Annotated in this window: 9 protein-coding genes; 1 reads left to right on the top strand and 8 read right to left on the bottom strand. The window is 46.7% G+C overall.

What is annotated here, in order from left to right:
• Nucleotides 1-539 precede the first annotated feature (539 nt).
• Nucleotides 540-1,109 carry a hypothetical protein gene (locus tag QZN42_RS05970; RefSeq protein ID WP_296955284.1) on the top strand — a complete coding sequence of 190 codons (570 nt, stop codon included), beginning with the start codon at nucleotides 540-542 and terminating at the stop codon, nucleotides 1,107-1,109.
• Nucleotides 1,110-1,155: 46 nt separating this feature from the next.
• Here the strand turns inward: QZN42_RS05970 and QZN42_RS05965 are convergent, their stop codons facing one another.
• The 8 genes from QZN42_RS05965 to purH form a co-directional block, all read right to left on the bottom strand.
• Entirely contained in the window at nucleotides 1,156-3,111 is a 1,956-nt protein-coding gene (locus tag QZN42_RS05965; RefSeq protein ID WP_296955281.1) for a cell wall metabolism sensor histidine kinase WalK, read from the bottom strand.
• Nucleotides 3,112-3,127: 16 nt separating this feature from the next.
• Complete coding sequence (locus QZN42_RS05960; RefSeq protein WP_296955278.1) at nucleotides 3,128-3,817, bottom strand: response regulator transcription factor; 690 nt, start codon at nucleotides 3,815-3,817, stop codon at nucleotides 3,128-3,130.
• A gap of 174 nt (nucleotides 3,818-3,991) precedes the next feature.
• A complete protein-coding gene (gene pstB, locus QZN42_RS05955) occupies nucleotides 3,992-4,735 on the bottom strand; it encodes a phosphate ABC transporter ATP-binding protein PstB (protein ID WP_296955286.1) in 744 nt (247 codons plus the stop codon).
• 71 nt (nucleotides 4,736-4,806) lie between these two features.
• Nucleotides 4,807-5,733, bottom strand: coding sequence for a phosphate ABC transporter permease PstA (gene pstA / locus QZN42_RS05950; RefSeq protein ID WP_296955273.1), 927 nt, complete (start codon nucleotides 5,731-5,733; stop codon nucleotides 4,807-4,809).
• Nucleotides 5,730-6,641 carry a phosphate ABC transporter permease subunit PstC gene (gene pstC / locus QZN42_RS05945; protein ID WP_296955271.1) on the bottom strand — a complete coding sequence of 304 codons (912 nt, stop codon included), beginning with the start codon at nucleotides 6,639-6,641 and terminating at the stop codon, nucleotides 5,730-5,732. The genes pstA and pstC overlap by 4 nt, the downstream gene beginning before the upstream one ends.
• 147 nt (nucleotides 6,642-6,788) lie before the next feature.
• On the bottom strand, nucleotides 6,789-7,676 hold the full coding sequence (locus QZN42_RS05940) for a phosphate ABC transporter substrate-binding protein (protein WP_296955267.1): 888 nt from the start codon (nucleotides 7,674-7,676) through the stop codon (nucleotides 6,789-6,791).
• A gap of 335 nt (nucleotides 7,677-8,011) precedes the next feature.
• Complete coding sequence (gene purD, locus QZN42_RS05935) at nucleotides 8,012-9,292, bottom strand: phosphoribosylamine--glycine ligase (protein WP_296955264.1); 1,281 nt, start codon at nucleotides 9,290-9,292, stop codon at nucleotides 8,012-8,014.
• Between the two features lie 13 nt (nucleotides 9,293-9,305).
• Nucleotides 9,306-10,847, bottom strand: a complete 1,542-nt coding sequence (purH, locus tag QZN42_RS05930; RefSeq protein ID WP_296955263.1) for a bifunctional phosphoribosylaminoimidazolecarboxamide formyltransferase/IMP cyclohydrolase — start codon at nucleotides 10,845-10,847, stop codon at nucleotides 9,306-9,308.
• Nucleotides 10,848-10,854 lie beyond the last annotated feature (7 nt).

Below are 10,854 nucleotides of genomic sequence, written 5' to 3'. Positions count from 1 at the left end.
AGAATCATCGCTCGTCAAGCGACTTGATTATCATATCACGAGGTTTCGTTTTTGTCAAATTATTTTTCAATTTTTTCAAAAACTTTTTCGTGATGCCGCTAGTTGCGGCTTGATGATAATAATGAGTGCTTAAACCTTTCAACACCTTTTTATGTTTCCATTGTTTCCGAAGTTGTCTTTCTTGTTCAAGCGTATGTTATTATAACAATTTGTATTTTCTCTGTCAAATCAGTCAATTCTCGATTTTCCTGTTTTGGGTTCTCCTGTCGTTTTAAAAGTATCCACTATAGACTTTGAATGATGTACTTCTTTTTTGATATTAGCGCAGTTTGAGGCAGCCTCATTGGTATTAAAAATAATGATTCTACAACCTATATTTCATAGCGAAAAAGATGTACCGGATCTCAGTCATTTTAAACCTTTTCAGACTATCTTTAATTTTATGTTTAGTCCATTTGAAATGGTTATTTTTCTTTTGTTTTATCTTCTTAAAAGTTTATAATACATAGAGGAAATGTAATTTCAAAGGAGGGTTTCTGATGAAAAAAATAATTCTTTCTGCCGTCTTTGCTTCTTTCATTCTTGCAGGCACTGTTTCTGCCAATTGGATTACCGGCGAATCGACTATACTGGCTGTAAGTCAGGGGGAAGCTGCGTTTCACACGACTCTTTCCTCCGATCAGCGGCTAGATGCCGGTATGACTTCCGGCGATAGTGTGAATGCAGATGTTATTTTTTCTACTGCCTCTTCTACTGAGAAGTTAACACTCACCTGTCCGGTACGTCACTCATCAGGAACCAGTGCTGACGGAACTTCATATACCGATGCAAAGCTGACTGTCACCCCTCTCATCAATACCGACAGCGGCCGGCGCTTTTACCTGGTTGAAACAGGTACCGCAGGTGGAAGCCAAATCGTAGCTTATAAAAAAGGCATTTTTACCGTAGTATTTGCAGCCGATTCTCTGAAAACGGATTTTGATGAGGTTTCGTTCCAGGCTGCCAAAAAGGAACTTCTTCTCCATACGGTAACGAATGGAGCTGCTGCCGATTATATACTTAAGTTTGATAACAAGACTGGCACTTTCAATGCTACTTTAAAAACATAAGTCCATAATAAAAACCGCCGCTCCGTATAAGGAGAGGCGGCTTTTATTATTTCTTCTTTTTGTCTTCCTTGATTCTGGACTTATCACGGTCCAGTGCTTTTTTCTTTTTCTTCTTGTTTTTCTTTTCTTTATGAAGCGGTTTTTCCGGTTTAAGGATTTCTGCTCTAGTTTCTCCTGTTTCTTCTTCTGTCCTTCTATCTTCTTCCGCTTCCCTTTCAGCAAGCTTGCCGGATTCCGCATCTTCTGCTTCCTGCCGGGCTGTCAGGGTTTCGATTTCTTCTTTGGAAACATCTGCTTCGCTGACGCGGGGAAGTATAACGGTCATGGTTGTACCTTTCCCTTCTTCGCTGAAAACAGACAGTGTCCCTTTATGTTTATCTACTATGTGTTTACAGATGGCAAGACCAAGGCCGGTACCACCGGTGGCTTTGTTTCTGCTTTCTTCAGCACGATAGAATCGCTCAAATACACGATCCTGTTTTTCTTTCGCGATACCAATACCTGTATCGGATACGGTGAGTTTGATTTTATCTTCGCCTTCCGGGCAAAGTACGGCATGAACGCTTCCTCCCTGGGTGTTATATTTTACTGCATTATCCAGAAGGTTCATAATCAGTTCGGAAAGGAGGGCCGCATTACCATAGGCGTAAAGAGGTTCTGTATCAACGGTAATTGTCACATTCTTGGCTTTTGCCTGCGGTTCTATGAGTTCTGCTGCATAATGAACAAGGCTGTCCATGGATACTGTTTTCCAGGTAATAGTGGTTTCTGTTTCTTCTATTTTAGAAAGATGCATAATCGTATCAATGAGCGTCAGCATACGATGGGATTCATTGACAATCCGGCTTCCAAAGAATTTCACATCTTCCGGCTGCTGATACATACCATTGGCAATCATTTCTGCAAATCCGCTGATAGAGGTCAAAGGTGTCTTTAATTCATGAGAAACATTGGCGGAAAATTCCCGTCTCATCTTTTCTGCCATATAAGAAGCGGTCATATCGCGGAGAACGATGAGAAGACCGGTCTGGCCGTCGGTCAGTTCAAGCTGCGTCATAACCATACGATAGGGCTTGTCGAAAAGATTCAGCGTATACTGCTGCCTGCCTTCTGTACGGTAAGCTTTCCCGATCACTCGCAGCCAGTCTTCGTCGTGATACAGACTTGCAATGCGGCGATATCTTTTGTCTTCGCCGGGTTTGAATATTTCTTCGGCCTTGGTATTGTAGGAAACAATTTCTTTATGGGCATTCAGAAGAATAATACCATCAGAAATCGTATTGAAAACGATTTGAATGGTATTTCTCTCTTCTTCCAGATCTTCCAGATAGCTTTCTATTTCATCATGCTGTTCTTCTACTTTGGAAATAAGAGGATTCAGTTCTTCATAGGCCGCAGGCGGGGTCACTTTTTTCCCTTCCATTATATCCTGTACTAAATCTCCCAGGAGCTGGAACGGTTTCAGTATTTTCAAGGTTTCCCTTTCCGCCACAAAGAGACAGCCTACGATAAAAACGAAGAAGAAAATCACTATTTCCGGAAGATAAGCGGAAAAGGCCGCATAGGAGACGGAGCGCATGCTGGAAAGACGAAGGATGGAACCATCCGGAGCTTTTCGGGCATAGTAGCTCTTCGGATTTCCCCTGGCATCTTTATGGACACCGCTGCCCATGCCTTTTTCCATGGCTTCTTTGACTTCACTGCCGGACATATAGTCTTCGTCGGTTTCACCATCACTGTCGTATATCACGGAACCTTTGTCATCAAGCCAGACGATGTGGATAGTCCCTTTGTTTTCATCAAAGACACGGGCAAGATAGTCTTTTCCGCGCGCTTCTTCATCCATAGACAGAGATTCAGCCATGACTATGTTCAGATGCTGAACTTCATGGCTGAATTGTTCCACCATGCCCTGATAGTAGAGCACGGCGGAAAGGATAAAAGTAAGGACTACGGACAGGATGCCCATGAGCAAAAGGCTTCGATAGATGCGGACTTTCATGTATTGTTACTGCTCCTTAAGATTTTCTGTCGCCCAGGCGGTAGCCCACTCCACGAACTGTTCTGATGGCTGCACCTTCGCTTCCCAGTTTCTGGCGCAAGCTCATGATATGCATATCGATGGTACGGCTCTCCATTTCAAAAGGAGAGTCCCATACGGCCTGCATAATCTGGTCTCGGGACAGGACGATGCCTTTATTTAACAGCAAATAACACAATAAGTCAAATTCTTTCAGGGTCAGCTGTACTTCTTTTCCTCCGGCCATAACAGTATGCTGTTCCTGATCAACAACTATGCCTTCAAAAGAAAGTAGTTTTTTACCCTGTTCCTGTGGTTTCTTCGTGCGCCGGAGTACGGACCGGATGCGGGAAAGGAGTTCCATGATGCCAAATGGTTTTGTTACATAATCATCGGCCCCAAGGTCCAGTCCCTTGACAACATCGAATTCACTGGTTTTGGCAGTCATCATAATAATCGGAATGTTCTGAAGTTTACCCGGAGCACGCAGTTTCTTCAATATTGTAAGTCCATCTTCTCCCGGAAGCATGATATCAAGAAGAATCAGATCCGGTACGTTTTTCTGCAGGGCATCATAAAATTCCTGGGCTTCTCCAAACCCGGCCACTTTATACCCCTGTCCACGGAGTGCATAACTTACAAGTTCCCGGATACTTTCATCATCTTCAACACAGTAAATCAGCGCCATATAGGCCTCCATAAAAACATATAACCAAAGCCGGCAAGCAAAAATACCTGCCGGATGACTCATCAACTTAATTTTATTTTACCATAATTTTATTCTTGATACACATCTGCAAAGGATGAAGTCCGGCAAGAGAAAATGAAAAATATTTCCTGGTAAAGCCTTTTACAGTATATATCAGCCAAAATTGCCGGATACGTAACGGATCGTTCTTTCATTCTGCGGATTTTCGAAAATCTGGTTTGTTTCACCAAATTCAACCATTTCGCCAAGATAGAAGAATGCGGTCTTGTCAGCGATACGCTGGGCCTGCTGCATATTATGGGTAACCATGATGACGGTATAGTCTTTTTTCAGTTTGACTGCCAGGTCTTCGATATGAGCTGTGGAAATAGGATCCAGTGCAGAAGTAGCTTCGTCCATGAGGAGGACTTCCGGTTCAACCGCAAGAGCTCTGGCGATACAAAGACGCTGCTGCTGACCGCCGGAAAGGCCAAGGGCGGATTTATGAAGACGATCTTTCAATTCGTCCCAGATGGCTGCCTGCCGGAGAGAACGTTCAACGATATCATTGAGTTCGCTCTTTTTGGTGATGCCTTTCAGTCTTGGTCCGTAAGCGATATTGTCATAAATGCTCTTGGGGAACGGGTTCGGCTGCTGGAATACCATGCCTACATGGCGGCGAAGAACGATGGGATCCACGTCAGTGTAGATATTGGTGCCGCCAAGGAGAATCTGTCCTTCCACGCGGCAGCCTGCCACGAGGTCATTCATTCTGTTCAGGGTACGGAGGAATGTGGATTTGCCGCAGCCGGAAGGTCCGATGAGAGCGGTAATCTGATTCTTTTCGATGCGGAGGTTAACTTTCTTCAGTGCCTGGAATGCGCCATAGTAGAGATCTACATCCTTGCAGTCGAACATGATGTTGGAATATACGGAAATGGCGGATGCGGAAGCCTGTGCATTCACTGCCATAGAGTCATTGTTTGTCATTATGCGTTTTCTCCTTCTGTCTTCTTGGATACATACCGGCTTACCAGTCTGGCACCGATACTGAATACTAATACCATGATCATAAGAACGGCTGATGCGGCAGCAGCGGTATCGGCTGCACCTGCGCCCACGCCTTCGGTACGGGCTGCCCATACCTGGAGGGAAAGGGTTTCACCGGGACGGAATGGATTCAACGGGCAGGCCGGAGAAGCCAGATTCCAGTTATTCCAGTTAATATCAGTGGACATTCCGGCGGTATACAGAAGGGCGGCTGCTTCGCCAAAGCCTCTTCCTGCTGCCAGGATGACACCTGTTACAATCGGGCCGATCGTAGCGGGAAGCATAACATGCCAGATGGTTTCAAAGTGAGTAGCACCAAGGGCAAGGGAGCCTTCTTTATAACCGGGAGGAAGCGTTTTGAACGCATCATAAGTCGTAGAGGTAATTAATGGAAGGGAAAGTACGGATACGGCCAGAGAGCCGGCAAAAAGACTCCACTGGGAGTGAACCATAATGATGAATACGAGGTAGCCGAACAGGCCGACTACTATGGAAGGCAGGGAAGACAGCGTTTCAATAGCCATACGAAGAGAATTGGTTACTCTTCCGGGCGGCGCATATTCAGCCATGTAGACACCTGCGAATACACCAATGGGCACGGAAATAATCAGAGAAAGTACGACGAGATAAACAGTATTGAAGAACTGGTTTCCAATACCGTTGATACCGAAGGAAAAGATTTCCGGTTTGAGTGCCCTTACCCCGCCCCAGACCACATAGAGGGTGAAAGCGATAAGGAGAAGAACGAATGCCGCAGAAACGACATAGAAGAATCCGGTTGCGACATGATCGGAGAAACGGGCTTTTTTCAGGCCTGCATCGATATAGCGGAGATTCAGGGTCCCCTCATTTGACGGCTGTGTCATGCTAATTTCTCCTTTCTTGCAGCAATCAGATGAATCAGAAGGATAAAGATCAGGGAAATAATGAAAAGCAGGAGTGCCATGGTCCAGAGGGCAGAGTTCAGTTCCCCACCGTCCATAGCGCCGCCCATATCAGATGCAATGGCTGCGGTCAGGCTGTTTGTCGGGGCAAGGAGGCTCGAAGGGAAAGATTTCATCTTGCCGATGACCATGGAAACTGCCAATGCTTCGCCAAAGGCTCTTGCAAGGCCCAGGACTATGGCAGTCAGGATTCCCGGCAGGGCTGCCGGAATCAATACCTTGTAAATCATCTGCCATCTGGTAGAGCCCAGACCGTAAGCACCTTCAATAAATTTCTTGTTTACTGTGCGAAGCGCATCTGCAGAGACGGAGGTAATCGTCGGATAAATCATGACGGAAAGAACGATGGATGCCGCCAGCACGCACTGTCCATGAGGAAGGTTGAATACCTTCTGTAATAGAGGAACGAGCACGACCAGGCCTACCCAGCCATAAACGACGGAAGGAATGCCTACAAAGATTTCTACTGCCGGACGAATGACCTTTTCTCCCAGTTTCGGAGAAATCTGGGTCATGAAAACGGCTGTGCAGATCGAAAACGGAATGGCAATGACAAGTGCAAGGAAGCAGGTGAGGATGGAGCCCCAGATAAAGATGGCCGCACCGACTTTACCGCCGCCAACATCGGTATCCGACGGTTTCCAGGCAGAGGAGAAAAGGAATTCACCGATGCTGTGGTGGAAGTCCGTAAATGTAAGCATGCCTTTTGCCAGGAGGAAGCACCCGATGGCAATGGTGAGAACGATGAGGAACAGCCCGCATATGGTGGAGATGCTCTTCCCCAGTATTTCTCTTCGGAACATATGCTGCTGCCGCATATTGCTTTCCATAATTTCTTGATTCAACCCCTTTGTTGAAATACGGGAAAGGCAGCCGCAGAGATTCACTGCGACTGCTTTTCCCGCTTGAATTCATTTTGTCAGGTCTTTTGGACCTTTTATCTGCGGGGAAAGTTTCTCCGCGTCCGGCAGACCGGATTATTTTTTCTTCATCTTGGAGGATACGCCGTAGCCCTGTTTTTCAATTTCTACGCCGTATTCATCGCTCATTACATAATCGATGTAAGCTTTAACAGCGCCGGTTGCTTCGCCCTTGGTGTACATGTGTTCATAGCCCCAAACCGGATATTTGCCGTTGTAAGTATTTTCCAGAGTCGGTGCTACGCCATCGATGCCGATGGGTACAACATCTTTATTGTTAACCAGATAGGACAGAGCTACATAGCCGATAGCACCCTTGGTCTGAGCAATGGACTGAATCAGTGTGCCGCTATCATCGGTTTCCAAAGATTTGTTGGAAGCTTCTTCAGCGCCTGCCAGAGCCAGTTCAGTGAAGAGGGCACGGGTACCGGAAGTGGTCGGACGGGTTACGAGGACGATTGGTTCATCCGGGCCGCCAACATCTTTCCAGTTGGTTACTTTTGCAGTGAATACATCCTGCAGCTGTTTTTTGGTCAGGCTCTTTACCTTGTCGCCGATATCCTTGTTGGCTACCGGAGCAACGGTGAGAACACATACCTTGTGGTCTACGAGGCCCTTAGCCTTGTCAGCAGGGAGCTTCTTTTCTGCCGGAACATCGGAGTTGCCGATATTAACGGAGCCTTCAGCTACCTGTTTCAGACCAGTGCCGGAACCGCCTGCATTCAGGGTAATGGAAACGTCAGGGTTCTTTGCCTTGAATTTAGCTGCTGCATCCTTAGCAAGAGGGAGCAGTGCGGAAGAACCGGAAACGGTTACCTGACCGGAAACTTTGGAACCGGAAGCTGCTGCACTTTTAGCCGGAGCGGGAGAACCGCCGCCGCAGCCTGCTGCTGCTACCAATGCTGCACCGGAAAGAGCTACTGCCATCCACTTTTTAAGATTCATGTTAATCCTCCTTGAAACAAATGATTATTGTTTTTGTTGCGTTGTACATAGTGTAAGGGATAGATGTAAAAACGATAGAGATGACAAGGTATACTTTACGTTTAGTTTGTAATGGTTTTGTAAATCAGCTTTCCATTATTTTTACAATATTTTGAATTCATGCATTCCATACGAAAGATTTAAAGTCATCAAAAGTCTCTTCTATATTAGATCCGGTTCAATGTAAAAATTTTTATGTATCTTTCCTGTTTCAACCCCGGCTTTTCACAAATCATTTTTAATATTCCCCACACAAAAAAGGCATCTACCAGAGATGCCTTTTTGTATGGAATATATTATTTCTTTTCTTCGAGATGATGGAGACCTTTGTCTGCAATATCTTTGCGATACTGTACACCGCGCCAGTGGATTTTGGAAACGCCTTCATAGGCTTTGGCTTTGGCTTCTGCCAGAGTCGGAGCCAGCGCTACTACGTTCAGTACGCGGCCGCCATTGACCAGGTATTCTCCGTTTTTCTTCATCGTGCCTGCATGGAATACGAGGCAGCCTGTCGCCTTTGCTTCTTCGAGACCGGAAATAACTTCGCCGGAGGAATGCGAGGCAGGATATCCTTCCGAAGCCATAACCACATCAACAGCACAGCCTTTTTTCCATTTCACTTCTTCTTTGGTAAGCTTTCCATGGACACAGTCCAGCATGACCTGGGCAAGATCGCCATCGAAGAGAGGAAGTACAGCTTCCGTTTCCGGATCGCCAAAGCGGCAGTTGAATTCCACGACTTTAGGACCTTCATCGGTAATCATGAGACCTGCATAGAGACATCCCACAAAAGGATAGCCTTCTTTCTTCATAGCTGCCATCATGGGACGAAGAATTTTTACTTTGACTTCATCCATCATGTCGTCAGTCATCACCGGAGCCGGGGCATAGGCGCCCATGCCGCCGGTATTTGGCCCCTTATCCCCGTCATAGATGCGCTTATGGTCCTGGGAAGAAACCATGGGAACGACAGTGGTTCCATCACAAAAACAGAGAACGGATGCCTCTTCCCCTTCCATAAATTCCTCAATGACTACGGAACGGCCTGCACCGCCAAAGGAATGCCCTTCCAGCATATCCTTCACTGTGTCAATGGCTTCTTTTTCAGTCTGGGCAATAATGACGCCTTTGCCTGCTGCCAGACCATCAGCCTTGATGACGATAGGATATTTCTTATTGGCTTTCAAATATTCCACTGCTTTGTCTTCATCGGTAAAGACTTCATAAGCCGCCGTAGGTACTCCGTATTTCTTCATAAGGTTTTTCGCAAAGCCTTTGGAGCCTTCGATGCGGGCAGCAGCTTTGGACGGTCCAAAGAATGCCAGACCTTTTTCAGCAAATTCATCAGCCAGACCTTCAGTGAGGACGGTTTCCGGGCCTGCCACAGTGAGGTCCACATTCATAAGTCTTGCAAAATCAATGATATCTTCGTGGCCTTTCACGGGAATGAGGTGAGCCACGTCGCTCATACCATCATTTCCGGTAATGGCATATACTTCAGTGACAGAAGGACTCTGTGCCAGTCTCCACAGGAGGGCATGTTCTCTTCCACCGCTGCCAATAACTAGTACTTTCATCTATAATCCTCTCTCAGCTGTGACGGAAATGTCTGTGTCCCGTGAATACCATGGCAATACCATACTTGTTTGCCATATCGATGGATTCCTGATCCCTGATGGAGCCGCCCGGCTGGATAACCGCAGTAATGCCTGCTTTACCGGCTGCTTCAATGGTATCGCCGAAGGGGAAGAAAGCATCGGAGCCCATGACGGAACCTTTTGCCTTTTCGCCCGCTTCCGCAATAGCAATGTCAGCCGAGCCCACGCGGTTCATCTGGCCTGCACCGACACCCAGGGTGACATCCTTACCGGTTAGAACGATTGCATTGGATTTAACATGTTTAACAATCTTCCATGCAAATTCAAGAGCCTGCCATTCTTCTTCTGTCGGAGCACGGTTGGTAACGACTTTGCAGTCTTTTCTCGTTTCAGCGCTGTTGTCCGGAGTCTGGACAAGAAGTCCGCCGGATACTTTATGAAGCTGAAGTTCTTCTTCAAAGGCACCCGGTACTTCGATGAGACGGATATTTTTCTTTGTTCCCAGGATATCGAGAGCTTCCTTACTGAATTTCGGAGCCATGACGACTTCAAAGAAAATCGGTTTCATCGCTTTGGCAGTCGCTTCGTCACATACCTGGTTCATAGCTACGATACCGCCGAATGCGGATTTACTGTCTGCGTTGAAAGCTCTTTCAAAAGCATCGAGAGCATCTTTGCCAAGGGCCGCGCCGCAGGGGTTGGTATGTTTCACGATAATGCAGGCCGGCTGGTCCTTCCATTCGCAGCAGAGATCCCAGGCTGCTTCCATATCAACGATATTATTATAGGAAAGTTCTTTTCCGTGAAGCTGTTTAGCTGCCGCAATGCCTCCTCTGGCTTCAGGGTCTTTATAAAAGGCTGCTTTCTGATGTGGATTTTCACCATAACGGAGATCCTGCAGTTTGACAAATGCTTTTGCATAAATGTCCGGAAGGACTTCTTTATTCCCTGTCACTTCTTTGGTGAGGTAATCTGCAATTGCGCAGTCATAGAGGCCGGTGTGGAGGAATGCTTTTCTGGAGAGTTCGAGGCGGAATTCTTCATCCAGGGTATCATTTTTAATCCGTTCCAGGATTTCACCATACTGGGCCGGATCCACGACGATGGTCACATATTTATAGTTCTTCGCCGCCGCACGAACCATGGACGGGCCGCCGATATCGATATTTTCGATGGCTTCCGCTCTGGTAACTCCCGGCTTTGCAATGGTTTCGCGGAAAGGATACAGATTAACAGCTACCAGATCGATTCCTGTAATGCCGTGTTCTTTCATGGCTTTCACATGGTCCGGATTATCACGGATTGCCAGGATGCCGCCATGGATTTTCGGATGCAGTGTCTTCACACGGCCATCCATCATTTCCGGGAAACCGGTCACTTCGGAAACAGATTTCACCGGCACGCCGGCTGCTGCAACAGCTTTCATGGTACCACCGGTGGAAATAATTTCCACACCCAGTTCATGAAGACCTTTAGCAAATTCAACAACCCCAGTCTTGTCGGAAACGCTGATCAGGGCTCTTTTGACTGCCATATAGACT

This window comes from uncultured Dialister sp., from assembly GCA_900314595.1.
Lineage (GTDB): Bacteria > Bacillota > Negativicutes > Veillonellales > Dialisteraceae > Dialister.
This window is presented reverse-complemented; position numbering and strand designations above follow the sequence as displayed.